Below are 23,056 nucleotides of genomic sequence, written 5' to 3'. Positions count from 1 at the left end.
GGCACGCCCCGACAGCAACGCCGTCACGGGCGCGGGCGTCACGAGCAGCGCGCGGCGGCAGTAACGCGCGCCGTGGGGGTCAGTGGCGGGCGGTGGCCTGTTCGGCGAGGGCGGCGATGCCGTACAGGAGGCCGCCCACCAGGTCGCCCACGCTGAACGCCGTGGCCATCGACATCGCCGTCAACCGGCAGGCCCCGTCCGGCAGCCGCCTCCTGGCCCGCTCCCCCGTCACGATCTCCAGGGCGCGGCCGCGCAGGTCCACGAAGATCACCACGGCGCCGTCGGCCTCCTCGCCCAGTGCGGCGTGCAGGCGTTCGGCGAAGTGGCGGCGCGAGCCCACCGGCTCTCCGAGGAACACGCCGAACCGGAGCCCGCTGCGCCGTTCGGCGGCGTGCAGGGCCCGTCTGACGTCGTCGGCCTGGGCGACGCTCAGTCCTCGCATCGTCACCTCACCATCCGGCGGAGGCCCCGCCGACGTGTCTGCCGGGCTCGGCCGTCTCGGCGGCGGCCACCCAGTCGTGCTCGGGGACGTCCGCCCAGTGCGCCGTCCGGTCGGCGAGCACCAGGCCCGAGGTGCTCACGCCGCGCTCGCTCCTGGACGGGCCGCCCAGCCACACCGGGCCCGACTCGGACCGGCGCCGGGTGCCGCGCCCCGGCAGCATGACCAGCAGGCTGATCAACAGGAACAGCCCCAACGAAACCCCGATGAGGAAGAGCAGAATCTCGCCCGCGCTGTGCACACAACGAACGTAATCCCGATGCGCGCGCCGGGCCAGCCCCACCCTGGGAGTGTCCACCAGGTAAGATCAAAAGTGAGACGGCTTCTCTAGAGAAGAATGTAGAACATACCCGCATAACGCGCGTGGAACACGATGAGCTGGGCCATAAAACTATGGACAGGGCAACACTAGGAATCTTTCCGATCTCCGAGCTACGGTGAGTTACGTGGACTCCGACAACCAGCGAGAAGACGGTCACAACGCGTCACCGATCTGGGTGAGCGACCGGCCTGAGAGCGAGCAGACCGCCGCGCAGCCTTCGGCGCCCACCTCCACGTACGCGCCCGTCGAACGGGCGTCCGTACGTAACCTGCTGCAACAACCGAGCTTTCGCCGCCTGCGCAACCGCGCGCTGCTGGCGATCGCCGTCGCCGTGGTGGTGGGCTTCCTCGTGGGCGACTGGCGGGTGGGCGTGACCGCCGGCGTGGTCGCGGCCATCCTGGAGGCGGTCTATCGCGCGCGTTCGCACTCGTCCGTGCCCGCCTGGCGGCGCACGTCCGTGGCGGAGCGCCGCACGGAGGCACAGCTGCGCAAGCTCGAGCGCAGCGGCTACCGCACGCTCCACGCCAGGGCGATCCCCAACAGCGAGGCCCAGATCGACCATCTCGTGGTCGGCCCGACCGGTGTGTACGCGGTCGACTCCGAGAAGTGGGACAAGCGGCTGCCCGTACGCGTGCAGATGGGCAAGAAGCTCTTCCACGGCCCCTTCGACAAGAAGGCCCGCCTCACCGAGGCCAAGTGGGAGGCGTCGCAGGCCAGCGAGCTGATCACCAAGTCGTTCGGCCGCGAGGTGGCGGTCGTGCCCTCGCTCGCCATCTACGGCCCCCCGGTGCCGTGGAAGATCATGACCATCCGCGGCGTGGACGTCTACCAGGGCGACCGCGCCCGTAAGTGGATCACCAAGCGGGAGCGGGCGCTGACCAACAGCGAGATCGACCGGATCTACGACATCGCCGCCCAGGTGCTCCCCGCCCGCTACGGCGACGACTAGATCTCCGACCCCCCGGCGTCCGGCACCAGCCGGGCGCCGAAGTCGTCCAGGGCCTCGGCCAGCTCCGCGCTCGGCGGCAGCTGCTGCGGCAGGCGCGAGTAGAGCGCGGTGCCGAAGCCGGCCATGCGGACGATGTGGTCGATGAGCGCCTCCCTGTCACGCGGCCACGGAAACGACGGCTGGGCGATCAGCAGGGAGACGCAGCCGTGCACGGCCGACCAGAGGCCCAGCGCGAGTTCCTCGGGATCGCCCTCGAGCACGCGTGTCTCCACGCAGGCCGAGACCGCGTTCACCATGTGACGGAAGCACTCGGCGGCGGCCGGGGGCACGCCCGGCCCCGTCGAGGCCCGCATCATCAGCACTCTGTACTGCACCGGGTGGTCCAGGGCGAAGCGGGCGTACGCGCGCGCGCACTTGCCCAGGGCGATGAACGGGTCGCCGCCCAGGTTCTCGGTGAACATCCGGCCGAACTCGCCCCAGACCCGCATGCACACCGCCTCGACGAGCGCGTCCTTGTCGGCGAAGTGCAGGTAGACCGAGGGCGTGGACACCCCCGCGCGCATGGCGACCGCGCGCAGCGTGAGCGCGTCCTCGCTGCCCGACTCGTCCAGCAGGGCCTCCGCCGCCCGCAGGATCTCCTCCCGCAGCAGCACTCCCTCTCCGCGTCGTGCGCGCACGCGTCTGGTGGTGGTCATGGATCTCAGGTTGACGCCGTCAGGTTAACGATGTCAATCTGACTTCCCGCGGAGAGGATTACGAATAATGGGGAATTTTCGGGAAGCGACCGCATTGACCGCTCGCGGCGACGGCGAGTTCGGGGCCGTGCTGGACGCCCAGTGGAGCGTCGGCACCCGGCTGCACGGCGGCTACCTCCTGGCCGTGCTCGCCAGGGCCGCGACCGAGAGCGCGGCGGGCGCGGGTCATCCGCACGTCACGGCGGTCAGCGGCGCCTTCATCGAGCCGCCCGAGCCCGGCGAGGCCCTGGCGCGGGTGGAGACGCTGCGGATCGGCAGGAGCCTGGCCCAGGTCAGAGCCGCTCTGGTGCAGGACGGCCGGACGCGCGTCGAGTCGCACATCACGCTCGGCCTGCTGGACGACTCGGACCCCTGGTGGTCGGCGCACGAGCCGGTCGACCTGCCTCCCGAGGATGAATGCTTCCTGGCCCCGACCGATCCCCCGGGCACGGATCTCACGGTGCCGTTGATGTCCGTGATCGAGGAGCGCGTCGTTCCCGAGCACCTGTCCTTCGCGTTCGGCGCCCCCACCAGGCGCGGCGTCATCGCGAGCTGGCAGCGGCTGGCCGACGGCTCGGACTGGGACCCGCTGAGCCTGCTGGTGGCGCTCGACCCGGTCCCGCCCGTCTCGTTCGACCTGGGGCTGTCGGGGTGGGTGCCGACGATCCAGTTGTCGGCGTACATCCGCAGGCTGCCCGCCCCCGGGCCGATCAGGGTGCGGCTGTCGGCCACGGACGTCGGGGGCGACAGGATGGACGAGGCGGCCCAGATCTGGGACGACAAGGGGCGTCTGGTGGCCCAGTCGACCCAGCTCGCCGCCGTACGGCTCCCCGCTTAGCCACGCTCCTCCGGGCTCGATCCGATAACCGACCGTCCGATGTGTGGACACGTGTCTCAGTCGCCGGGCAGGTGGCCGTAACATGTGAAGACTCGCTAGCGATGGGAGATGCGCAATGCCCGCCCTCAGGTCACGTACAGTCACCCACGGCAGGAACATGGCCGGTGCCCGGGCCCTGCTCCGGGCGACCGGCGTAGCCGGGAGCGACTTCGGCAAGCCGATCATCGCGGTGGCCAACAGCTTCACCCAGTTCGTGCCGGGTCATGTGCATCTCAGGGATGTCGGTGACGTGGTCTCCGCGGCGATCAGGGAGGCCGGGGCGATCCCGCGGGAGTTCAACACGATCGCCGTGGACGACGGCATCGCGATGGGCCACGGCGGCATGCTCTACTCGCTGCCGTCGCGCGAGCTGATCGCCGACGCCGTGGAGTACATGGTCAACGCCCACTGCGCCGACGCGCTGATCTGCGTGTCCAACTGTGACAAGATCACCCCGGGCATGCTGCTGGCCGCGTTCCGGCTGAACATCCCGACGATCTTCGTCTCGGGCGGCCCCATGGAGGCCGGCAAGACGCCCGGCAAGAAGCTCGACCTGATCGACCCGATGATCGCCTCCGCCGACGACTCCGTCTCGGACGCCGAGCTGCTGGAGCTGGAGGAGAGCGCCTGCCCGACCTGCGGCTCCTGCTCCGGCATGTTCACCGCCAACTCCATGAACTGCCTGGCCGAGGCCATCGGGCTCGCGCTGCCGGGCAACGGCACGATCCTGGCCACGCACAAGGCGCGCAAGAAGCTGTTCGAGGACGCCGGGCGGCAGCTCGTCGAGATCACCCGCCGCTACTACGAGGACGGCGACGAGTCGGTGCTGCCGCGCTCGATCGCCACCCGCGACGCGTTCGAGAACGCCATGACGCTCGACGTCGCGATGGGCGGCTCGACCAACACGATCCTGCACATCCTGGCCGCCGCCCGCGAGGCCGGGGTGGACTTCGGGCTCAAGGAGATCAACGAGATCTCGCGGCGCGTCCCGTGCATCTGCAAGGTCGCTCCGGCCACGGCCAAGTACCACATCGAGGACGTCCACCGCGCCGGCGGCATCCCCGCCATCCTGGGCGAGCTCGACCGGGCCGGGCTGCTGCACCGCGACGTGTCCACCGTGAACGGCGGCACGCTGGCCGACATGGTGGCCTCCTGGGACGTGAAGTCGCCGACGGTGCTGCCCGAGGCCGTCGAGCTGTGGCACGCGGCTCCCGGCAACGTCCGCACGGTGAAGGCGTACTCGCAGGACAACCGCTGGGACGACCTCGACCTCGACCGCACGGCCGGATGCATCCGCGACCGCGAGCACGCCTACACCGCGGACGGCGGCCTGGCCGTCCTCTACGGCAACATCTCGCGTGACGGCGCGGTGGTGAAGACGGCCGGTGTGGACGAGTCGATCTGGAAGTTCAGCGGGCCCGCGGTGGTGTTCGAGTCGCAGGACGACGCGGTCGAAGGCATCCTCGGCGGGCGCGTCAAGGAGGGCGACGTGGTGGTCATCCGCTACGAGGGCCCCAAGGGCGGCCCCGGCATGCAGGAGATGCTCTACCCGACGTCCTTCCTGAAGGGCAAGGGGCTCGGCAAGGCCTGCGCGCTGGTGACCGACGGCCGCTTCTCCGGCGGCACCTCCGGCCTGTCGATCGGCCACGCCTCCCCCGAGGCGGCCGAGGGCGGCACGATCGCGCTGGTCGAGGATGGCGACATCATCGACATCGACATCCCCAACCGGTCGATGGAGCTGCGGGTGCCCGAGGCCGAGCTGGTCGCGCGGCGCGAGCGGCTCCTGGCGGACCTCGGCGGATACCGGCCGCGCGACCGCAACCGGCCGGTGAGCGTGGCGCTACAGGCGTACGCGGCGATGACGACGTCCGCGTCCACGGGCGCCTCGCGCGATCTGTCCCAGTTGTCGAAGTGAGTATGGCCTGTGCGGCAGGGCATAAGGTTGTCACCTGCCGCACAGGCTTTCGAAAAATGTCGGTCCTCATCCCTATTCTTGGGGTATGACGACAGTCGTGAAGCACGATACTCGCCCGCTGACGACCGCCGAGATCGCCGCCCTCGCCCTCTCCCTCGCTCACCTCGGAGCGGGCCCCCAGGCCGTCACCGCACGGCGTGGCCTGCAGCACGCGTTCGAGCACCTGGAGCTCGACGACGACGTCATCGCCACCACACTCACGACCCTGACCGAGCCGCTGCCCGTGGAGGTCGCCTCCAGGGCCAGGCTCATGGCCGACGCCATCACCAGCCGCCTCATGATCCGCCTGCACTACCGCGACGCCTCGGGCACCGTCACCACGCGCGACGTCGAGCCGGTGACGTGCCTGGTCCACCGCGAATACTGGTATCTGGTCGGCGTGTGCAGGATGCGCCGGGCGATCAGGGCGTTCAGGTTCGATCGGATCATCGCGGTCGAGCCCACGCTCACGCCGTCCCGCCCGCACCTGGCTGACCGGTTCCTCCCGTTCCAGCGCAGAAAGCGCCCCAGGGCCGCGTAGGAACTGGCCTTCGCTTTACCGGCCGCGCCCCCGGCCTTTGGGATGGTGAGTGGCAGGCTCCCGCACATGCGTGTTCGGACGCTCTGGCTCTCTGTCCTGCTGGCCGTGGCCGGCTGTGCCGCCCCGTCGATCGCCGTACCGCCCCCGGTCGCTCCCGTCCGGCCGCCGGTCGCGGTCGTCGTCGAGAGCGTGCTGCCCGTTGCCGCGCGGCGCGCTCTCGACCAGAGCCTGGATCGCTACCTGCGTGACCGTCCCGGCCGCGCGGCGCTGGCCGTCTACGACCGGACGACGGGCATCAGGTACGCCTTCCGCGAGCGCACGCCGTTCATGCTGGCCAGCGTGATGAAGGTGGACATCCTGCTGGCGTTCCTCCTCACCAAGCGCGGCGAGCTGAGCGACTACGAGCGCGACCTGGCCTCCCGGATGATCCGTGACAGCGACAACGACTGCGCGGGAGAGCTCTACATGACCATCGGCGGCCGGGACGGGTTCGCCAAGGTCCTGCGCCGGCTCGGCATCGAGCACACGGAGCCGGGACCGAGCCTCTACTGGGGAACGACCCTCAGCCGCCCGTCCGACCAGGTGAAGGTGCTGGAGCAGCTCACCGACCCGGAGGGCCCGCTGCCGGCCCCCGACCGGCGCTACGCGCTGAAGCTCATGTCGTCCGTGCAGCCGGCGCAGGCATGGGGGGTCAGCGCGGCCGGGGGCGAGGTGGCGCTGAAGAACGGGTGGCTGCCCGCCGACGCGCACGGCGGGCTGTGGACGATCAACAGCGTGGGCCGCCTGGACGTACGCGGGCACGAACTGCTCATCGCGGTGCTCTCGGAGCGCAGCCCGACCATGGAGACGGGAATCGCCACGGTCGAACGGCTCGCCCGGCTGGCCGTGGACGCGCTGACGGGGTCCGAGGAGACCGTCAGCGCCTCCAAGGTGTTCTAGGAGGCGCAGCACCCTCCGCCGCAGCAGCCGCCGCTCGCCTTGGGCGCGGCCGCGCCGCCCGTCATCGAGACCGTGGAGAGCAGCTTCACCGTGTCGTCGTGCCCCTCGGGGCAGGTCGCCGGGTCGTTGGAGGCCGACATGGGACGGGAGACCTCGAACGTGGAGCCGCAGGCGCGGCAGCGGAAGTCGTAACGCGGCATGAACTAAGAATAGGTCAGGTGCGCGTAGTCGGACACGGGCTCGTAGCCGATCGACTGGTAGATCGCGTTGCTGGTGGGGTTGTTGAGATCGGTGAAGAGCACCACCTCGTCGCAGTGCTCCGCCAGGCCGACCGCGCTGGCGTGCGCCGTGATCGCGGAGCCGTAGCCGTTCCTGCGGCACGAAGGCGGCGTGTAGACCGGGCCGATGCGGCAGACCCCGCCGGCCGCCGGGGAGAGCCCGGCCAGCGAGACCGGCGCCCCGCCCGCCTCCCAGACGAACAGCTCGCGGCCGGCCAGCCGCCGCGCCACCCGGTCGGCCACGTCGGCGTCGGGCATGCCCGCCTCGTCGCCGAACGCGTGATACCAGCTCACCACCAGCGGGAAGTCGGCCGGCACGGCGAGCCTGCCGTGGCCCGGCACGTCGGGCACGGAGAGCGTGCCCAGGCGGTAGAGGCGCTCCGGGACCACCCGCTGGGGCGCGCCCAGCAGCCGCTCGGCCTCCGCCGTCAGCTCGACCCGGCCCACCACGGCCGGGAGCGTGCCGCCGAGCGCCTCGATGAGCGGCGCGACGGCCTCGACGGGCATGTCCGCGAGCCCGACGGGATGCGGTGGCGTGTGGAAGAACGCGCCCCGCAGCTCGCCGTCGACGGTCCACCAGCCGAACCGGGGATCCTTGACGGGCATGCCGGCCCGCAGGCCGGCCAGCACGGTGAGCGCGACCGTGTTACGCACCGGGTCGCCGAGCAGGAAAGGCTCGGCGACCGCGGCGTACTCCTCAACGTCCGAGGTTAAGGTCCACATGCCTGCTCATGGTGTCAGGCAGCGGCCCTCAAGGACAAAACAGTTTTCAGGCAGCGGCCTCGAGGTAAGGCGCCCATTGGGGGTCCCCGGCGAGCGAGGCGCCGATGAGCCTCCAGTGGGCGCCCCTGGGCACCGACGGGTCGAAGCGGAGCGTCCACCCCAGCTCCTCCAGGTACTTGTCGGCCTTCCTGTGGTTGCAGGTGGTGCAGGAGGCGACGCAGTTCTCCCAGGTGTGGGTGCCGCCCCTGGACCGCGGGATGACGTGGTCGATGGTCTCGGCCCGCTGCCCGCAGTAGGCGCAGCGGTAGTCGTCGCGCCGCATGAGGGCGGCCCTGGTCAGGGGGATGCGGGACCGGTAGGGAATGCGGACATATCTCCGGAGCCTGATCACCGAGGGGACGTCGAGCGTGCGGCTCGCGGAGCGCAGCACCGCTCCCCTGCCGTCGCGGTGGACGACGTCGGCCTTCTCCCGCAGCACGAGCACCACGGCGCGGTGCAGCGAGAGGGTGGTCAGGGGCTCGTAGGTGGCATTGAGCAGCAGGACCTGGCGCATCATCGGGCCCCCTGCTGGGCGCGTATCAAAGGGGACATGCCGCGGCATGTCCCGGCTGTCGGCCCCTCCTGGGGCACTACTGCTTCCGTCACGTGGACCTCCGCCGGACGGTCCAGCGGATGGTCACCACGGCACCGTCCTGTCACCAAGTCTGGCGTCTGCAGCGTGGTCCCCGCCACCCCAAAAACCTCTAGCCGGAATGGACCAGAGGGACACGCGATACGTTTTATGCCCGCTTCACCAGCGCTTTACGCATGTCCTTTGGCAGTAGGGTTCCGAGCATGAAGCTGGAGCCGTACCCGACCGCACGCCGCGAAGACACCGTCGACATCCTGCACGGCACGCCCGTGCCCGATCCATATCGATGGCTCGAGGATCCAGACAGTCCAGAGACGAAGGGATGGCTGCTCGCGCAGGCCGAGCTGTTCAGCCGGCAGCGCGGGGAGCAGCGGTTCAAGAGCCGCATCGCCGAGCTGCTCAGGTCCGGCTCGGTGGGCGCGCCCGCCTGGCGCGGCGGGCGCCAGTTCTTCTCCCGCCGCACGCCCGACCAGGAGCACGCCGTCTACTACGTCGTCGAGCCTGACGGCACCGAGCGCGCGCTGATCGACCCGATGGCCATCGACCCGTCGGGTCTGACCACGCTCGACGCCGTGCAGCCCGACAAGGAGGGGCGGCTGCTGGCGTATCAGATCTCGGTAGGCGGCGACGAGGAGTCGATCCTCTACGTGATCGACGTCGCGACCGGCACGCGGATCGAGGGGCCGATCGACCGCTGCCGCTACTCCCCCGTCGCCTGGCTGCCCGGCGGGGAGGCCTTCTACTACGTACGCAGGCTGCCCAGCACCGAGGTGCCGGAGAACGAGACGCAGTTCCACCGCCGGGTCTACCTGCACCGCGTCGGCACCTCCACCGAGGACGACGTGATGATCTTCGGCGAGGGCCTGAAGATGACCAACTACTACGGCGTCTCCGTCTCGCGTGACGGGCGCTGGCTGCAGATCTCGGCGCACGAGGGCACCGCGCCGCGCAACGACATCTGGGTGGCCGACCTGACCGCGTCCCCGATCGACCGGCCCGAGCTGCGGGTCGTCCAGGAAGGCGTGGACGCGCAGGTGGGGCTGGTGTTCGGCCGCGACGGCCGGCTCTACGTCCACACCGACCGCGACGCGCCCAGGGGCCGCGTGTGCGTCACCGACCCGACGACGCCCGGCTTCGAGACCTGGCACGACCTGATCCCCGAGGATCCCGAGGCGGTGCTGAACGACTTCGCGATCCTCGACGACCTGGAGCGCCCGGTCATGCTGGTGGGCTGGACCCGCCACGCGATCAGCGAGATCACCGTTCACGACCTGCAGACCGGCGAGCGCGTCGGCGAGGTGCCCACGCCGGGGCTCGGCTCCATCGGCAGCATCACCGAGCGCCCCGAGGGCGGCTACGAGGCGTGGTTCGGCTACACCGACAACACCACGCCACCCACCGTCCAGCGCTACGACGCCAGGACCGGCGAGACCACGCTCTGGGCGGCCTCCCCGGGCGCGGTCGAGGTCCCCCCCGTGCGCGCCTCGCAGGTCGTCTACCGGTCCAAGGACGGCACCGACGTCCGCATGCTGGTCATCTCCCCCGCCGACGACACCCCGGGTCCGCGTCCGACCATCCTGTACGGCTACGGCGGCTTCGGCCTGTCCCAGACCCCCGGCTACTCCGCCTCCGTCCTGGCCTGGGTCGAGGCCGGCGGCGTCTACGCCATCGCCAACCTGCGCGGCGGCGGCGAGGAGGGCGAGGAATGGCACCGGGCGGGCATGCTCGGCAACAAGCAGAACGTGTTCGACGACTTCCACGCCGCCGCCGAGCACCTCATCGCCACTGGCGTGACCACGCCCGAGCAGCTCGGCATCTCCGGCGGCTCCAACGGCGGCCTGCTGGTGGGCGCCGCGCTGACGCAGCGTCCCGAGCTGTACGCGGCCGTCGTCTGCTCGGCGCCGCTGCTCGACATGGTCAGATATGAGAAGTTCGGCCTCGGCGCCACCTGGAACGTCGAGTACGGCACCGCCGAGGACCCCGAGCAGTTCGGCTGGCTGCTGGCCTACTCGCCCTACCACCACGTCAAGGAGGCGGTGTCGTACCCTGCGACGCTCTTCACCGTCTTCCAGTCCGACACGCGCGTGCACCCGCTGCACGCGTGGAAGATGTGCGCGGCGCTGCAGCACGCCTCGGCGGGTGACCGCCCGGTGCTGCTGCGCAACGAGACCGAGGTCGGGCACGGCGCGCGGTCGGTGAGCAGGATGGTCGACCTGTCGGCCGACACGCTCTCCTTCCTCGCGCGGCACACGGGGCTGTAATCTCGGCGGCATGAGCGAGCTGGGGCTGGCCATGGTCGAGGCCACCCCCAGCGCTGCGCTGCGGCCCTACGTGACGCGGCTGTGCGCGTACCGCGAGCATTACGCGGCCCCCGTCGTCCGCTCGCAGACGGCGATGCCGGGGGCCGTGCTCATCCTCGCGTTCGGCGCGCCGATGGAGGCGGACGGGCGGTGGGTCACGTCGTTCACCGGCGGGCTCGGCGACCGCTTCACGGTCACGCGCACGGTGGGGCTCAGCGAGGGCGTGGAGGTGGTGCTCACCCCGTTCGGGGCCAGGAGGCTGTACGGCGTGCCGATGCGGCACCTGACGAACCTCGTGCTGCCGCTCGACGACCTGCTGGGGCCGTGGGCCGGCACGGCGCTGGACCGGCTGGCCTCGACGCCGTCGTGGCGGGAGCGGCTGGCGCTGGTCGACTCCTTGCTCTGCGCGCGGATCTCGGCCGCGCCCTCCGTACGGCCCGAGGTGCCGTGGGCGTGGGCGCGGCTGCTGGAGTCGGGCGGCCGGCTGAGCGTGGCGTCGCTGGCGGAGTCGCTCGGCTGGAGTCGCCGGCATCTCGTCGCCCGGTTCCACGACGAGGTCGGGCTGCCGCCCAAGGCGGCGGCGCGGGTGATCAGGTTCGGCCGGGCTCTGCGGCTGCTGGAATCGGGCCGGGACATCGCGTCGGTCGCGGCGGAGTGCGGCTTCTACGACCAGTCGCACATGAACCGTGAGTTCCGGGTGCTGGGCGACACGACGCCAGGTCACATTCGTCCAAGATCCCGCGCTGCCGGCCCGGCATGCTGAGGCTCATGCGAACTGTTTACGCGCTGGCCCGCTACCAGGACTGCCAGGCCGCAGTCGACTTCCTGACCGGCGCCTTCGGGTTCCGGGTGCATGAGGTGTCCAAGGACGACGAAGGCGTGGTCAAGCACGCGGAGCTGCTGGTCGGGGACGATCTGATCATGATCGGACAAGGGAGGCCCGGTGGGCCCGGGATCTACGTCGCGGTCGAGGACATCGACGCCCATCATGATCGCGTCAGGGCCGCGGGGGCCGCGATCACCATGGAGCTCGTCGATCAGCCCTACGGGTCACGTGAGTACGCGTGCAAGGACCCCGAGGGCAACCCCTGGTTCTTCGGGACGTACCGGCCCTGACCCGCACGGGGCGTCAGCTCGGAGCCAGGGAGCGCGGGGCGGGGACGGGCAGCGGGCGGGCGGCCTCGGGGCGCAGACCGTCGAAGACCAGGCCCAGATAGCGCCTCCAGAGCTCTGGGGCCGCGTCACCGAGCGGGGCCACCGCCTGGACGACGATCGACTACCGCTCGGCCGACGTCGCCGCCGAGACCCTCAGCCGCCACCCCGGCGGCGTCGACGCCCTGGTCAACCTGGCCCTCCCGGGGTCGGCCCTGCCTGCCGTGGCCCGGGTCGTACGTCCGGGAGGCCGCCTGCTGAACATCGCCTTCCCCGCCCCCGACCCGGCGACCGGCTTCGAGACCGTCTACACCAACGCCCGTCCCGGCGACCTGGAGGAGGTGGCCACCCTCGCCCTGAAAGGCGTCCTGCCCTCCACCGTCACCCGCCGCTATCCGCTGGCGGAGGCGGTGCGGGCGTACAGGGACCTGGAACACACGCACGTGAGAGGAAAGCTGCTGGTCACGGCGGAAGGCGCGTCGTCGGCGATCCCGCCCGGAGCGGGCGTGTGCGCGTCAGCGCGGGAAGACGATCGTCTTGTGCCCGTCGAGCAGCACCCGCTGCTCGGCGTGCCACTTGACCGCCCTGGCCAGGGTCACGCACTCCACGTCGCGCCCGATCGCCGCCAGGTCCTCGGGAGAGTGGCTGTGGTTGACCCTGGCCACCTCCTGCTCGATGATCGGCCCCTCGTCGAGGTCAGAGGTCACGTAGTGGGCCGTGGCGCCGATCAGCTTGACGCCGCGGTTGTGGGCCTGGTGGTACGGCTTGGCGCCCTTGAACGACGGCAGGAACGAGTGGTGGATGTTGATCGCCCGCCCGGCCAGCTTCTCGCAGAGCTCCTGCGACAGCACCTGCATGTAGCGGGCCAGCACCACGAGGTCCACCTGGTAGTGCTCCACCAGGGCCAGCACCTCGGCCTCCTGCTTGGGCTTGGTCTGCGGCGTGACCGGAAGGTGGTGGTAGTCGATCCCGTACGACTGCGTGAGCGGGCGCAGGTCGGGGTGGTTGGAGACGACCGCGACGATCTCGATGTCCAGAGCCTTGGACCTGACCCGGTAGAGCAGGTCGTTCAGGCAGTGGTCGAACTTGCTGACCATGATCAGCACCCGCGGCTTCCTGGCCACGTCGCGGAGCTTGAACTCCATGGCGAAGTCCGGTGCGAGCGCGGCGAAGGCGCCGTTGAGCTCGTCCTCGCCGAGCGGCCCCGCGAACTGCACGCGCATGAAGAAGCGCTGCGCGACCCGGTCCCCGAACTGCTGGCTCTCGATGATGTTGCACCCTCTGCCGGCGAGCAGGCCGGAGACGGCGGCCACCACACCGGGCCGGTCGGGGCAGGACAGGGTCAGGATGTATTCAGCGGAGCTGGTCATGCGGTCACTCTCGCGGGGTCGGGGTCGTCGGCCGCCGCTTGACCGGTCGTGACGACGTACCGGGCGCGCGGCCATCACAGAGAGTACCCGACGGAGCTTCGCGGCTGACCGTCCATCATCGACCCGATCCCGGGTAGTTATCGAGCATCACGGGTTGGCGGAGGGGCGGCCCGGCCCTTCCGCCATGAGGGGGGATGGAGCGCGTCTCTTTGGGTGCCGTCGTACTGATCGTGGTCGCTGGCCTCTTCGCCGTCGTGTCCGGGATCAACGACGGGGGCGCGCTCCTCGCCACCGGGCTCAAGCTGCCCACGATCCGCCCGGCCACCGGCGTCCTCGTGCTCGTGCTGCTCGTCGCGACCGCCCCGCTGGTCACGCACCAGGTGGCGGTGACGTTCGTGACGAGGCTGGCCTCGTTCCACGCCCCCGGCGGGGCGACGGCGATGACCATCGCGGTGATCTCGTCGCTGGCGGTGGTGGCCTGGCTGAGCGCGAAGGGCCGCCCGACCAGCCTCACGCTGGCCATCGTGGGCGGGCTCACCGGCGCCGGGCTGGGCTGGGGGCTGCCGGTCTCGCCCAGGTCGGTGCTGATGGTGCTGGTGTTCGGGGTGGCGGCGCCCCTGGTGGGCGGGGCGCTGGCCTGGGTGCTCATCCGGGTGCTCCTGGTGACCACCTCGGCCCACGGGCTGTGGCGCTGGCACCAGGCGGGGTTCCTTTTGCAGACCGTCGCGTACGCGACCAACGACGGGCAGAAGATGCTGGCCGTCTTCATGGTCGCCTTCGGCTTCTCGGACGCGCCGCTGCCGTACACGTCGCTGGCGGCCGCCCTCTTCGCGCTCGGCACCCTGTACGGGCTCCCCAAGGCGGGCCGCTCGCTCGGCCGCGAGCTCATCGCCTCCCGGCCCCCGCACGGAGTGGCGGCCGAGCTGTCCGCCGGTGTGACGGTGATCGCGTGCGCGACCGTGGGTATGCCTGTGAGCATGAGCCAGGCCATCGCCGGTGGGCTCATCGGCGCTGGTGTGGCACAGGGCAGCGGCAGGGTCCGCTGGTACGCCACAGTCAAGATCGTCATCGCCTGGTGCCTGACGCTGCCGGCGAGCGCGCTGCTGGGCTGGGCGCTCGCGGTGCTCGTGCAGGGGTTCGCGAGCATGGGGGTCTCATGAAGGGACGGCGAACGTGAAGCTCCTTCGCTCTTCGACGGGGGCCGGGCGGTGAAGCGGCTGCGGCGGATCCGCGACCTCTTGACCGGCCGCATGGACAGCGCCCTCACGGAGGCCCTGCTCGGCCAGCTCAAGGCCACCAAGGAGGGCGCCTGGCTGGCGATGGCCATGATCGGCGGCGAGGTCGGCAGGACAGGGGCGCACGAGCAGATGCGCGCCATCGAGCACCTCGGCGACGAGGAACGCGCCCGCCTCATCGAGGAGCTCAAGACCGCCGTGGTCACGCCCATCGACCGCGAGGACCTGTTCCGCTTGTCGCGAGCGATCGACGACGTGCTGGACTCCCTGCGGGACTTCGTCCGCGAATCGCACCTGTATCGGGTCCCTGACCAGATCCGCTTCACTCCCCTGCTCGATCAGGTCATCGTCGGCATCGAGGCCCTGGAGAGCTCCGTCCGCGACCTCGCCTCCCGCCCGTCCGTCGTGGTCCGCGACGCCCTGGAGGCGAAGAAGGCCGGCGGGGCCATCCGGCGGATGTACCAGTACGAGATCTCCCGCATCTTCTCGGAGGAGCTGACGGCTGATGCCATGAAGGAGCGGGAGCTGGTACGCCGCCTGGAAATCGTCGGGGTGGCCATCGGCAACGCCGCGGACGCCATCGCCGACGGCGCGATGAAACGGTGACGGATTCGAGCGGCGTGCGCGGCGTGACCCGAACGGCGCTAAAGACCCAGAGGCCCCGCCAGGTCGGTCAGTTGTCTCAGGGCATCAGCGAGGTCGGGGGCGTCCGGGGAGAGCGGCTGGATGGCCACGTGGTCGGCGCCCGCGTCGAGGTGGGCCTGGACGCGCTTGGCGATGGCGCCCGCGTCGCCCCAGGCCACGATGGTGTCCGCCAGGCGGTTGCTGCCTCCGTCGGCGAAGTCGTCGTCCGTGAAACCCAGCGTGCGCAGGTTGTTGAGGTAGTTGGGCAGCTTCAGGTAGAAGGCCAGGTGGGCGCGGGCGATCTCGCGGGCGCGGGCCGGGTCGGACTCCAGGACGACGGCCTGCTCGGGGATCAGCAGGCGGTCGGGCCCGAGGATCTGACGCGCCTGGGAGGTGTGCTCCGGTGGGACGAAGTAGGTGTGGGCGCCGTCGGCCTGGTCTCTGGAGAGCTCCAGCATCTTGGGCCGCAGCGCGGCGAGGAGCCTGGGGGCCGGGGACGCGGGTGTGGGCAGGGTCTGGCCGGCCTCGTCCATGGCCGCCAAGTAGGAGCGCATCGCGGTCAGAGGCTTGGCGTAGTCGTGGCCGCGGCCGGCGACGAGGGCGCCGTGGCTGACCCCGATGCCCAGCAGGAAGCGGTCGGGAAAGGCGTCGGCCAGCGCGACCCGCCCTGCCTCCATCGCCGTGGCGTCGCGGGCCCAGAGGTTGGCGATGCCGGTGCCGACCGGGAGGCGCTCGGTGGCCGCCAGGAGCAGCGCGGACGTGGCGAGCGGCTCCTTGCTGCCGACACCCTCGTTGACCCAGAGCGAGCCGTAGCCCAGCTCCTCGACCCGGGCCGCCGCGCGCCGCGCCTCCTCGGCGGGGGCCTTGCTGATCATGGGATGCCACACTCCGACGCGCCCGATGTCCACGGCCGCTCCCCTCGAGTACGATGTTCGATCGAGATGGAACACTACACCGGTGTTCGACCGCCGTCGAACAGGACACGCAGTCTGACGCACACGTCCCCGCTCGAGGTCTCGCTGCAGGAGGCCCTCGACGCGCTGGGCGATCCGATCCGCCGCCGCATCGTGCGGGAGCTGGCGGGCGTCCCCGACTGGGCGCGGGCCTGCGGCACGTTCGCCCACCTGCCCGTGGCCAAGTCCACGCTCAGCCACCACTTCTCGGTGTTACGCAACGTGGGGCTGCTCGAACAGCGCGACGAGGGCGCCCGGCGGCTCAACCGCCTCCGCCGCGGCGAGTTCGACGACCGGTTCCCCGGGCTGCTCGCGCTCGTCCTGGACGAAGAGCAGTCTGACGGCTGAGACGCCGTGTAGCGTCTGTGCGGTGAGCGCCGCAGAGACAGCAGGCAGCAGCGACCGTCCCGCCGCTCGGGTCGTCTGCCTCGATCGCGACGGCAGGGTGCTGCTGCTGCACTGGTACGACACGGTCAGCCGCACGCACGTCTGGGAGCCGCCCGGCGGGGGCATCGACCCCGGCGAGACGGCGCTGGAGGCGGCCAGGCGGGAGCTGACCGAGGAGACCGGGCTGCCGGGATCGGCGGTGCAGGAGCGGTTCGTCGAGGTGGCGCGCGACTTCACCTGGCTCGAGGTGCGATACGTGAAGACCGAGCCGTTCTTCCTGGCCACGTTCGACGAGGCCCGGCCGGAGGTGGCTCCGAAACAGCTCACCGACGAGGAGCGCCAGACCTACCGCGGTCACGCATGGGCCGAGGAGCTGCCCGACGGGGTCGACCCGCCCGAGCTGGCCGAGGTGATCGAGAAACTCACGACGGATCAGCCCAGCCGCACCGTAGCCCCCGCCGAGGCGACGGACACATCGATGTCGTTCGGCCCAGGCGCGCCGTAGCCCTCGACGGGGCGGCGGACGGATCGACGCCGTTCAGCCCAGGCGCACCGTGGTCCCCGCCGTGGCGACGGACAGGTCGCCGTCGTAGGACTTCGCCGCCGCCGCCAGCGCGGGCTCGGGCGGCGTGTCGGGCCACAGGTGGGTGAGCAGCAGGCGGGCCACGCCCGCCGACGACGCGGTACGTCCCGCGTCCAGCGCGCTGGACAGATACGGCGCGTCCTCCTCCGGCACCCGTTCCGGATAGGTCGCCTCGGCCACCAGCAGATCCGCCCCCTCCGCCAGCGCCACCAGCGCGGGGGACGGCCCCGTGTCACCGGTGTAGGCGACCACGCGGTCTCCCGCGCTCAGCCGCAGGCCGGCGTTGGGCACGTGGTGCGGCAGGTCGAAGGCGTCCAGCCGGAAAGGGCCGATCTCGTACGGCACGCCGGCGCTCAAGTCGTGCGCCACGAAGCTGCCCGCAAGCATGCGCCGCTTGTCCAGCGCCAGCACGGCATCCAGCGCGCCGGGCGGGGCGTACACCGGCAGCGCCGGAGCCGGGACGTCCGCGAGCGCGCGGGCGCGCAGCAGGGGGTTCAGGTCGGCGCAGTGGTCGGGGTGGCCATGGGTGACCAGCACCGCGTCCACCTGGTCGGCCCGCATGCGTTCGAGCAGCCGCGGCAGAGTGGCGTAGCCGGGGTCGATGAAGACGCGGAACCCCTCCGCCTCCACCACGTATCCGCTGCAGGCCTGCCCGGCCGCGGGCCAAGCCCCACATCCGCCCAAAACAGTAAATATCACGATAAAACCCCTTGCATAGATAAAAAAGCTCAGCGAGCGCGGTCCGGCCCGTCGCGGAAATGGCCGAGCTCCTCCAGCGTCGTCACCATGAGCTCGCGGAGCAGCGTGCCGGCCACCTTCTCGTGCTCGCCCTCCATGGGCAGCCCCTTGCCCACCCTCTCCTGGTACGCCTCGCGCTCACGCAGGTCGGTGTAGGGCAGCGCGGTCATCCCGACGGCCACCGCGACCCTGGTGCCGCCCCTGGGCAGCACGGCCACGGTATGCGTGCGCAGGCACGTCTCGTCCGGCGCGCCGTACCAGCCGCTCTTGACCCCGGCCCCCGGCGACCGGACGGCCTCACGGACGCCGAACGCCTGCGACGCGCTGACCTGCCGCATCCACCCCAGGATGGTCTCCGCGACCCGGTCGCCCGCGACGGCGGCCTGGGCGAGCACCGCGTACGCGGTCGCCACCTCGTCGGCGGCCACCTCGACCGAGCCGAACCGGGAGGGGTCGCCGTTGGGCGGTGACCACGCGACGCCGGTGCGCTGCCGCAGGTCGTCGAGGATGACCCGCGGGCCCACGGCGAGCCACAGGTTGAGCGTGTCGGCGTTGGAGGACACGACCACGGCGGGCTCGGCGTGCCGCCGCCACTGGTCGGCGTCGGGGATGCGGGCCGCGCTGACCCACGCGTACAGAGGCTTGAGCAGGGACGCGCAGCGCAGCCGCGCCAGGCCCGAGGTGACGCTCACCGTGCGGGCCGGTGGCCCGCCATAGCCACGCCTGATGCCCGCCGCCTGGACGCTGGCGGCAGGATCGAGGTCCTTGAGCAGCTCGTTGTAGCCCACGCTCTAACCGTAGACCTAAGGGGCGCTCCCCCAGCGACCTTCGTACCAGTCCATGCCGGGCGGTTCGCCGGGCAGCTCGGTCGCGCCCGGCGCGCGCAGGCCGTCGAGCGCGATGGTCAGCAGGCGCTCCTTGGCGTGCGGATGCTCACCCCCGGGCGCCGGGCGGCTGAACTGCTCCATGAGCAGCGAGATGTCGAGCGCGGTCACGTCGCTCCTGAGCGCGCCGGCCTCGCGGGCCCTGGTGACCAGCCGCTCGGCCAGCTCCGTGGCCCTCCTCGCCGTACGCCACATCTCCTCCGTGGTCGTGATGGTGCCCGCGACCGGCGCGAGGGCGCCCGCACGGTAGCCGACGCACGTGCGTACGTACAGGCACAGACCGTCCCAGGGATCCGGCTCGGCCAGCCCGGCCTCAGCCGCCTCCACCCCGCGCTCCATGGCGATCGTGCACAGGCGCTGGAACAGCTCCTCCTTGGTGCGATAGCGGCGGTAGAGACTGCCCATGCCCACGCCCGCCGCCTTGGCGATGGCCGAGACCGGCGCGTCGAACCCCTGCGTCGTGAACACCTCGTGCGCCGCCCGCAGCAGCCGCAGGTCGTTCCGTCTCGCCTCCGCCTGCCTCCCGCGCGTGCTCATTCCGTCAGCATATGGGAACGGAGCGGAACGCTCCGATAAGTCCGTCAGAGTCAGGCTCCGAACCGCGCCCACGAGACCACGAGCGCCGCGGGGATCAGCGCGATCACGCCCACCGCGGTCGTCACCTTCCACCGCCGCGCCACGCGGGGCTCGGTGCCGAACGCCGCCACGGCCCCCGCGCCCGCACAGGCCGCCCCGGCCGTGACCGCGTGCGCGAACGAGGACGTCCACGACGGCAGCGCCTCGCCGACGAGCCTGAACACCACCAGCACCCCGGCCACCACCAGCGCCACCCGCCGCCCCGGCCGCACGTCGACCCGCTCCAGCGCGAACGCGGACCCGGCGAGCAGGGCCAGCGTGATCACCACCACGCTCCCGACGGCCGGCACCAGGCATCCCCAGTCCTCGCAGCCGATGCCCGCCCAGGCCAGGCGTACGGTGGCCCACCACAGCACACCCAAGGCGGCGCACACCGCGGCCGCCCGCCCCATTCGCCCCCACATAGTCCAATAGTGCCGAAGAAAGTCACGAGAGGCGGCCGGCCCGGCGCTCGTCCAGCTCCGCCTCGGCGTCGCGGCCCAGGGCACGCAGGGCGACGGCGCGGTTGGTGTAGAGGTCGGGCTCGGGCTGCAGCTCGATGGCCCGGGTAAGGTCGTCCACCGCCCCCTCCAGGTCCCCGGCCGCGTACCGCAGCACGCCCCGGTTCCCCCAGGCGGCCGCGAGCCCCGGCGCGCGATCGACCGCCGCGTCCAGCGCCTCCCGCGCCTCCCCGAGCCGCCCCGCCGCTGTCTCCAGCTGCCCCAGCACCGCGAGCAGGTGCGGGTTGCCGGGCTCCAGGCCGAGCCCGGCCGCGACGTCGGCCCTGGCCTCCTCGTCCCGCTCCACGGCGGCCAGCAGCCCGGCCCGGTTGATGTACGCGTCCAGGTAGGCGGGGTCGAGCTCGATCACCCGGCCCAGGTCGGCCAGCGCCTCCTCCATCTCCCCCCGCACGGTACGCAGCTCCGCCCGGTTGTAGTACGCCTCGGGCAGCGGCGGCCCGGCCCGGATGGCCCGCTCGAAGTCGGCCAGGGCCTCCTCGTGCCGGCCGAGCTTGAAGAGCAGGTTCCCCCGCTCCAGGTAGTAGTCGGGGAAGGCCGGGTCCAGCGCGATCGCGGCCGTGTAGTCCTCGAGCGCCTCCTTGACGTGCCCGAGCGCGGCCAGGAGCTGCGCCCGGTTGGCCAGCAGCACCATCCTGTGCAGCGGATGCCGCTCCCCCAGCTCGCGCGCCAGCTTGACGGCCGACTCGACCAGCGACAGGGCGGCGCCCAGCCGGCCCTCCCGCAGCTCGACCAGCGCCAGGCCGTTGCGGTCGAAGCCCAGCTTGAACGCCCGTTCCAAGGGGTCGGGCAGCAGGGTGGAGATGGCGATGGCCTCGTTGATCCAGCGCCTGGCCCGGCCCAGGTCGCGGCGGGCGGGGTCGGGGTCGCGGGCGTCGAGCATGGCGGTGCCGTACGCGGCGGCGGCGTGCATGGCCGGGTCCTGGCTGGCCGAGCGCACCCGGTCCCACACCGCCCGGGCGTCATCGGCGCGGCCGAGCCCGCCGAGCGCGGTCGCGGTGCGCTGGGCGAAGCGCCACCAGCGCTCGCCACCCGGCTCGGTCCGTGACATGCCGCGCTCCCCCAGCTCGGCGGCGGCGTGCAGGAAGCCGTCACGGACGCACCGGTCCACCAAGGCCCACAGCTCGTCGGCACCCCGGGCGTCGGGCGAAGGTTCGGGGCCGCCGGAGTACAGGGTGATCGCGAGCGTTCCGGGCGGGATGCGCCGCATCATGACGTCGAGCAGCTCGGTGTCCGTGGGGTCGGCCTCGGCGCCGTTGCACACCGCGATCGCCTGCCCGGGGCGTACCGCGTCGCGGAAGAACTCCGTGAGCCCGTTGGCCAGCCGCAGCGTACGGCGGGGCGCGGGCACGAGGATGCGTTCGTCGTCGGGCAGGCCGGCGTCGATCGTGACCCGCCTGGCCGGCACGAGGTCGGCCAGCTCGGGCGCCGCCGCCCTGATCTCGATGTCATGGGCCGCCACCAGGTCACCGTCCCGTTCCAGAGCCGTCGGCACCAGGTGGCGCAGAAGGGCGGCGGCGACAGTGTAAGGACCGCGCGGCCGGCGATGTCCGTCGATCAACGGTGTCATCAGCCGCGCGGCCCTCACGTGAGCGGGCGGTTCGCCCTGGACTCTGAGGTGGGACCTCGCCTCGGTCACCCCTTGTGAATGACGCTGGAGGTCCCCGCCAGCCGCGCGGTGCCTGGCTTGCGGACAACGATGCGCTTCATGATGTACCTCTCGCGTGGGGGTAATTAACCATTATTAGCGCACCCCACCGTGAATAAATGGGAGGTCACAGGATCAAAAGCGCTGGCCTTTTGATTGATATTTGTAACCTATTGGGAACGAAACCAGCGCGGCAATGCCTTCGCCCTGGTCTGCTCGGCTTCTTCCATCAAGTCACAGAGGCACCGGCCGAGCAAGGTGACCGACTGGCAACAGCCCACCCCCGGCAGGTTCCGCGCCCGCACGATGAGCGTGGCCCGCGAGATCAGCCGCTCCAGGCTGGGCTCCCCGCCGCCTTTGAGCGAACGGGTGTGCCAGGGACATGATGCGGTGTTCACGCAGGCGCTTTTGTCGATGTACGGGGCGGAGCCGCCGTCGAGCCGCAATTGATCCTCGCGCTTGATCCTCAGGTCGGCCAGCGCCTTGGCCGCCCGCGCCGTGATGGCGCGCAGCTCCCGATCGGCGCCGGAGCGCTCCGCTCGCGGGGACGCCGTCCTGGAGGGGAGGGCGAGCAGCATCGCGCCGCCCATCAGGCTCCCGCCGATGACCATGCTCCAGCCCACCTGCTCGTGGAACCAGATCACCGAGATCGCGGCCACCCAGAGGGGCTGCGACGACATCAGGATCCCGCTCGGCACGGCGGGCACGTGCGCCTGCCCGTAGGAGCGGGCCAGGAACCCCAGCGCGCACGACACCACGGCCAGATGCCCGAGGATCAGCCAGTCGGGGCCGCTCGTCGGCACGGAGATCCCGTCCCGCACGGCGACGGCCCCGGTGAGCAGGCCGATGGTGAAGAGCTGGATGACGGTCAGCGTGTACGCGCGGAAGCCCCCGCGCTTGGACAGGTGCGCGAGCAGCAGCGTGTGACCGGAGTAGAGGGCGGCGGCCGCGAGCGTGACCCCGAGCGCCAGCACCGAGATCTCGTGGTCCTCCACCCCGCGCAGCAGCGTGAACATGGTCATGCCGGCCAGCGCGAGCACCACCCCGGCCCAGATCCGCCGCTGCACCTTCACCTTGAACAGGACGAGCGACAGGATGGGCGTGATCACCACGCTGCAGCCGACGGCGAAGCCGGACAGCGAGGACGGCAGGCTGTGCAGCGCGACGGCCTGCCCCGCCTGACCGACCCCGAACATGACCCCGAGAACGACCCCGTTGATCCACGTCTTACGCGGCAGCCCCCGAAGGCAGCCCGGCCGGATGAGCAGGAGCGTGAGCGCGGCGATCAGGTAGCGCTCGGCGAGCAGATCCTCTACTGCTAACCGGTGAATGAGATCCTTCATCAGCGGGAAGGCCGACCCCCAAGCGGCGCTGACGAACAACAGAAGCACAGCTCCCAGGAGGGGTCGGGGAGCGGGCACGACTGCCATGGCCAAAGCATCTCACTACTATTCGCAGCCGGTGATGTACAGAGAGCCAGCCGGTGAGGTTCCTCTACAACTCGGTGTTAAGACCCTCACCCGCAGGTTCGTACATCCATATCCGCGGCAGCGATAAGGGGCCGTTTTCCGGAAAGGCGGTCGCTGCGCCGATGCGGCACGT

At 71.2% G+C, this 23,056-nt stretch carries 27 protein-coding genes and 1 pseudogene; 13 read left to right on the top strand and 15 right to left on the bottom strand.

Annotated features, from left to right (window positions below; translation table 11 throughout):
- Positions 1–79: 79 nt before the first annotated feature.
- A complete protein-coding gene (locus tag AB0H84_RS42600) occupies positions 80–442 on the bottom strand; it encodes a DUF5130 family protein (RefSeq protein ID WP_357617689.1) in 363 nt (120 codons plus the stop codon).
- A 7-nt stretch (positions 443–449) separates the two neighbouring features.
- On the bottom strand, positions 450–740 hold the full coding sequence (locus AB0H84_RS42595; protein ID WP_357617687.1) for a hypothetical protein: 291 nt from the start codon (positions 738–740) through the stop codon (positions 450–452).
- A gap of 205 nt (positions 741–945) precedes the next feature.
- Between AB0H84_RS42595 and AB0H84_RS42590 the strand changes: the two genes are divergently transcribed.
- Positions 946–1,770 carry a nuclease-related domain-containing protein gene (locus AB0H84_RS42590; RefSeq protein ID WP_357617685.1) on the top strand — a complete coding sequence of 275 codons (825 nt, stop codon included), beginning with the start codon at positions 946–948 and terminating at the stop codon, positions 1,768–1,770.
- Here the strand turns inward: AB0H84_RS42590 and AB0H84_RS42585 are convergent.
- Positions 1,767–2,465 carry a TetR/AcrR family transcriptional regulator gene (locus tag AB0H84_RS42585; RefSeq protein WP_357617683.1) on the bottom strand — a complete coding sequence of 233 codons (699 nt, stop codon included), beginning with the start codon at positions 2,463–2,465 and terminating at the stop codon, positions 1,767–1,769. The genes AB0H84_RS42590 and AB0H84_RS42585 overlap by 4 nt on opposite strands.
- A gap of 94 nt (positions 2,466–2,559) precedes the next feature.
- On the opposite strand from AB0H84_RS42585, the gene AB0H84_RS42580 reads away from it, so the two are divergent.
- From AB0H84_RS42580 to AB0H84_RS42565, 4 genes are all read left to right on the top strand, one after another.
- Positions 2,560–3,342, top strand: a complete 783-nt coding sequence (locus AB0H84_RS42580) for a thioesterase family protein (RefSeq protein WP_357617681.1) — start codon at positions 2,560–2,562, stop codon at positions 3,340–3,342.
- Positions 3,343–3,457: 115 nt separating this feature from the next.
- Positions 3,458–5,296 (top strand): dihydroxy-acid dehydratase, encoded by a 1,839-nt coding sequence (gene ilvD / locus AB0H84_RS42575; protein WP_357617680.1) that lies wholly within the window; start codon positions 3,458–3,460, stop codon positions 5,294–5,296.
- A gap of 85 nt (positions 5,297–5,381) precedes the next feature.
- Positions 5,382–5,876, top strand: coding sequence for a WYL domain-containing protein (locus AB0H84_RS42570; protein WP_357617678.1), 495 nt, complete (start codon positions 5,382–5,384; stop codon positions 5,874–5,876).
- Positions 5,877–5,942: 66 nt separating this feature from the next.
- On the top strand, positions 5,943–6,815 hold the full coding sequence (locus tag AB0H84_RS42565) for a serine hydrolase (RefSeq protein ID WP_357617676.1): 873 nt from the start codon (positions 5,943–5,945) through the stop codon (positions 6,813–6,815).
- On the opposite strand, the gene AB0H84_RS42560 is transcribed toward AB0H84_RS42565, so the two are convergent.
- The 3 genes from AB0H84_RS42560 to AB0H84_RS42550 are packed head-to-tail and all read right to left on the bottom strand — an operon-like array spanning position 6,812 to position 8,369.
- Positions 6,812–7,015 carry a zinc ribbon domain-containing protein gene (locus tag AB0H84_RS42560; RefSeq protein WP_357617674.1) on the bottom strand — a complete coding sequence of 68 codons (204 nt, stop codon included), beginning with the start codon at positions 7,013–7,015 and terminating at the stop codon, positions 6,812–6,814. The two genes, AB0H84_RS42565 and AB0H84_RS42560, sit on opposite strands and share 4 nt — an antisense overlap.
- A 3-nt stretch (positions 7,016–7,018) precedes the next feature.
- Complete coding sequence (locus AB0H84_RS42555; RefSeq protein WP_357617673.1) at positions 7,019–7,816, bottom strand: GNAT family N-acetyltransferase; 798 nt, start codon at positions 7,814–7,816, stop codon at positions 7,019–7,021.
- Positions 7,817–7,862: 46 nt separating this feature from the next.
- Positions 7,863–8,369: an HNH endonuclease gene (locus tag AB0H84_RS42550; RefSeq protein WP_344992955.1), complete on the bottom strand. Its 507-nt coding sequence runs from the start codon at positions 8,367–8,369 to the stop codon at positions 7,863–7,865.
- 281 nt (positions 8,370–8,650) lie between these two features.
- On the opposite strand from AB0H84_RS42550, the gene AB0H84_RS42545 reads away from it, so the two are divergent.
- The 3 genes from AB0H84_RS42545 to AB0H84_RS42535 are packed head-to-tail and all read left to right on the top strand — an operon-like array spanning position 8,651 to position 11,863.
- Positions 8,651–10,708, top strand: coding sequence for a prolyl oligopeptidase family serine peptidase (locus tag AB0H84_RS42545; protein ID WP_357617671.1), 2,058 nt, complete (start codon positions 8,651–8,653; stop codon positions 10,706–10,708).
- Positions 10,709–10,718: 10 nt separating this feature from the next.
- Complete coding sequence (locus AB0H84_RS42540) at positions 10,719–11,510, top strand: AraC family transcriptional regulator (protein WP_357617669.1); 792 nt, start codon at positions 10,719–10,721, stop codon at positions 11,508–11,510.
- 5 nt (positions 11,511–11,515) lie between these two features.
- Positions 11,516–11,863, top strand: coding sequence for a VOC family protein (locus AB0H84_RS42535; RefSeq protein ID WP_357617667.1), 348 nt, complete (start codon positions 11,516–11,518; stop codon positions 11,861–11,863).
- 13 nt (positions 11,864–11,876) lie between these two features.
- On the opposite strand, the gene AB0H84_RS42530 is transcribed toward AB0H84_RS42535, so the two are convergent.
- The gene (locus tag AB0H84_RS42530; protein WP_357617665.1) at positions 11,877–12,005 is read right to left on the bottom strand and encodes a hypothetical protein; all 129 of its coding nucleotides are present in this window, start codon (positions 12,003–12,005) and stop codon (positions 11,877–11,879) included.
- A 13-nt stretch (positions 12,006–12,018) separates the two neighbouring features.
- Between AB0H84_RS42530 and AB0H84_RS42525 the strand changes: the two are divergent.
- Positions 12,019–12,351, top strand: a pseudogene (locus tag AB0H84_RS42525) (zinc-binding dehydrogenase); the annotation flags it as partial.
- Positions 12,352–12,414: 63 nt separating this feature from the next.
- Here the strand turns inward: AB0H84_RS42525 and purU are convergent.
- Complete coding sequence (purU, locus tag AB0H84_RS42520) at positions 12,415–13,269, bottom strand: formyltetrahydrofolate deformylase (RefSeq protein WP_357617663.1); 855 nt, start codon at positions 13,267–13,269, stop codon at positions 12,415–12,417.
- 209 nt (positions 13,270–13,478) lie between these two features.
- Here purU and AB0H84_RS42515 point away from each other — a divergent pair, with 209 nt between their 5' ends.
- Both AB0H84_RS42515 and AB0H84_RS42510 read left to right on the top strand, forming a co-directional pair.
- A complete protein-coding gene (locus AB0H84_RS42515) occupies positions 13,479–14,429 on the top strand; it encodes an inorganic phosphate transporter (RefSeq protein WP_357617661.1) in 951 nt (316 codons plus the stop codon).
- A gap of 48 nt (positions 14,430–14,477) precedes the next feature.
- Positions 14,478–15,110, top strand: a complete 633-nt coding sequence (locus AB0H84_RS42510) for a DUF47 family protein (protein WP_357617659.1) — start codon at positions 14,478–14,480, stop codon at positions 15,108–15,110.
- A 38-nt stretch (positions 15,111–15,148) separates the two neighbouring features.
- On the opposite strand, the gene AB0H84_RS42505 is transcribed toward AB0H84_RS42510, so the two are convergent.
- Positions 15,149–16,036, bottom strand: a complete 888-nt coding sequence (locus tag AB0H84_RS42505) for a TIGR03620 family F420-dependent LLM class oxidoreductase (RefSeq protein WP_357617657.1) — start codon at positions 16,034–16,036, stop codon at positions 15,149–15,151.
- A 33-nt stretch (positions 16,037–16,069) separates the two neighbouring features.
- On the opposite strand from AB0H84_RS42505, the gene AB0H84_RS42500 reads away from it, so the two are divergent.
- Together AB0H84_RS42500 and AB0H84_RS42495 are read left to right on the top strand one after the other, a co-directional pair.
- Positions 16,070–16,429: an ArsR family transcriptional regulator gene (locus AB0H84_RS42500; protein WP_357617655.1), complete on the top strand. Its 360-nt coding sequence runs from the start codon at positions 16,070–16,072 to the stop codon at positions 16,427–16,429.
- A 22-nt stretch (positions 16,430–16,451) separates the two neighbouring features.
- Entirely contained in the window at positions 16,452–16,973 is a 522-nt protein-coding gene (locus tag AB0H84_RS42495; RefSeq protein WP_357617653.1) for an NUDIX domain-containing protein, read from the top strand.
- Between the two features lie 33 nt (positions 16,974–17,006).
- Here the strand turns inward: AB0H84_RS42495 and AB0H84_RS42490 are convergent, their stop codons facing one another.
- From AB0H84_RS42490 to AB0H84_RS42465, 6 genes are all read right to left on the bottom strand, one after another.
- Positions 17,007–17,750 carry an MBL fold metallo-hydrolase gene (locus AB0H84_RS42490; protein WP_357617651.1) on the bottom strand — a complete coding sequence of 248 codons (744 nt, stop codon included), beginning with the start codon at positions 17,748–17,750 and terminating at the stop codon, positions 17,007–17,009.
- A gap of 29 nt (positions 17,751–17,779) precedes the next feature.
- Positions 17,780–18,577 carry a hypothetical protein gene (locus AB0H84_RS42485; RefSeq protein WP_357617650.1) on the bottom strand — a complete coding sequence of 266 codons (798 nt, stop codon included), beginning with the start codon at positions 18,575–18,577 and terminating at the stop codon, positions 17,780–17,782.
- A gap of 15 nt (positions 18,578–18,592) precedes the next feature.
- Positions 18,593–19,210 carry a helix-turn-helix domain-containing protein gene (locus tag AB0H84_RS42480; protein ID WP_357617648.1) on the bottom strand — a complete coding sequence of 206 codons (618 nt, stop codon included), beginning with the start codon at positions 19,208–19,210 and terminating at the stop codon, positions 18,593–18,595.
- A gap of 50 nt (positions 19,211–19,260) precedes the next feature.
- On the bottom strand, positions 19,261–19,713 hold the full coding sequence (locus AB0H84_RS42475) for a hypothetical protein (protein WP_357617646.1): 453 nt from the start codon (positions 19,711–19,713) through the stop codon (positions 19,261–19,263).
- A gap of 22 nt (positions 19,714–19,735) precedes the next feature.
- Positions 19,736–21,376, bottom strand: a complete 1,641-nt coding sequence (locus AB0H84_RS42470; protein WP_357617644.1) for a tetratricopeptide repeat protein — start codon at positions 21,374–21,376, stop codon at positions 19,736–19,738.
- A gap of 248 nt (positions 21,377–21,624) precedes the next feature.
- On the bottom strand, positions 21,625–22,884 hold the full coding sequence (locus tag AB0H84_RS42465) for a DMT family transporter (RefSeq protein ID WP_357617642.1): 1,260 nt from the start codon (positions 22,882–22,884) through the stop codon (positions 21,625–21,627).
- Positions 22,885–23,056: the final 172 nt, after the last annotated feature.

Source organism: Nonomuraea sp. NPDC050786 (genome assembly GCF_040654115.1).
Taxonomy (GTDB): Bacteria; Actinomycetota; Actinomycetes; order Streptosporangiales; family Streptosporangiaceae; genus Nonomuraea.
Note: the sequence above shows the minus strand (reverse complement) of the source record. Positions and strands in the feature narration are given on the sequence as shown.

Coding starts and splice junctions, on each gene's coding strand:
- AB0H84_RS42600 (WP_357617689.1), bottom strand. CDS start 442: ATGCGAGGACTGAGCGTCGCCCAGGCCGACGACGTCAGACGGGCCCTG.
- AB0H84_RS42585 (WP_357617683.1), bottom strand. CDS start 2,465: ATGACCACCACCAGACGCGTGCGCGCACGACGCGGAGAGGGAGTGCTG.
- ilvD (WP_357617680.1), top strand. CDS start 3,458: ATGCCCGCCCTCAGGTCACGTACAGTCACCCACGGCAGGAACATGGCC.
- AB0H84_RS42570 (WP_357617678.1), top strand. CDS start 5,382: ATGACGACAGTCGTGAAGCACGATACTCGCCCGCTGACGACCGCCGAG.
- AB0H84_RS42565 (WP_357617676.1), top strand. CDS start 5,943: ATGCGTGTTCGGACGCTCTGGCTCTCTGTCCTGCTGGCCGTGGCCGGC.
- AB0H84_RS42560 (WP_357617674.1), bottom strand. CDS start 7,015: ATGCCGCGTTACGACTTCCGCTGCCGCGCCTGCGGCTCCACGTTCGAG.
- AB0H84_RS42555 (WP_357617673.1), bottom strand. CDS start 7,816: ATGTGGACCTTAACCTCGGACGTTGAGGAGTACGCCGCGGTCGCCGAG.
- AB0H84_RS42550 (WP_344992955.1), bottom strand. CDS start 8,369: ATGCGCCAGGTCCTGCTGCTCAATGCCACCTACGAGCCCCTGACCACC.
- AB0H84_RS42545 (WP_357617671.1), top strand. CDS start 8,651: ATGAAGCTGGAGCCGTACCCGACCGCACGCCGCGAAGACACCGTCGAC.
- AB0H84_RS42540 (WP_357617669.1), top strand. CDS start 10,719: ATGAGCGAGCTGGGGCTGGCCATGGTCGAGGCCACCCCCAGCGCTGCG.
- AB0H84_RS42535 (WP_357617667.1), top strand. CDS start 11,516: ATGCGAACTGTTTACGCGCTGGCCCGCTACCAGGACTGCCAGGCCGCA.
- purU (WP_357617663.1), bottom strand. CDS start 13,269: ATGACCAGCTCCGCTGAATACATCCTGACCCTGTCCTGCCCCGACCGG.
- AB0H84_RS42500 (WP_357617655.1), top strand. CDS start 16,070: ATGGAACACTACACCGGTGTTCGACCGCCGTCGAACAGGACACGCAGT.
- AB0H84_RS42480 (WP_357617648.1), bottom strand. CDS start 19,210: ATGAGCACGCGCGGGAGGCAGGCGGAGGCGAGACGGAACGACCTGCGG.
- AB0H84_RS42475 (WP_357617646.1), bottom strand. CDS start 19,713: ATGTGGGGGCGAATGGGGCGGGCGGCCGCGGTGTGCGCCGCCTTGGGT.
- AB0H84_RS42470 (WP_357617644.1), bottom strand. CDS start 21,376: ATGACACCGTTGATCGACGGACATCGCCGGCCGCGCGGTCCTTACACT.
- AB0H84_RS42465 (WP_357617642.1), bottom strand. CDS start 22,884: ATGGCAGTCGTGCCCGCTCCCCGACCCCTCCTGGGAGCTGTGCTTCTG.